This is a genomic window from Candidatus Infernicultor aquiphilus (assembly GCF_002784285.1).
Lineage (GTDB): Bacteria > Atribacterota > Phoenicimicrobiia > Phoenicimicrobiales > Phoenicimicrobiaceae > Infernicultor > Infernicultor aquiphilus.
This window is the reverse complement of the sequence record NZ_PFKO01000357.1, coordinates 1-401: the sequence shown is the minus strand read 5'-3', so window position 1 is coordinate 401 and position 401 is coordinate 1. Positions and strand designations below refer to the sequence as shown.

Sequence of the window (401 nt, the reverse complement as noted above, 5' to 3'; positions counted from 1 at the left end):
GGGAATGAGTGGGTATCGATATTGTCGCTAGTTGAAAAGCTTTCTAATTGGAGAACTATTACAAGTATTTATTTAGAAAAAATATGTAATCAAATCTCTAAGGCGAATGATTTTAATGAAAAAGTAAAAGTTAAATGGGATCGTATGTCACTTAAAGATGAGGCTTCTGTGAAAAATTTAATTTTAGCTTTTTATGATAGAGGATTAATATCTGTGGGAACAGCCTTACAACAAGGAGGATATAATTTTGATGGGGAATTAACCAAGAAAGAAAAAGAAAAAGACCAAACTGAATTATTTTTACCTCCGCAATTGCCTTTTAGTTCTAAACAAGAAACTTCTCAATCAAAACCGAATGAAAGTGATGTAAAATCTATTAAGAGTAATATTAAAAAAAGCGT

General features: G+C 29.9%; 1 protein-coding gene. It reads left to right on the top strand.

Translation table 11 applies throughout. The features are described 5' to 3' along the window. Positions 1 to 21 precede the first annotated feature (21 nt). Positions 22 to 401 (top strand): hypothetical protein (locus COZ07_RS10025; RefSeq protein WP_406608424.1); only part of this gene is annotated, 380 nt, incomplete at its 3' end.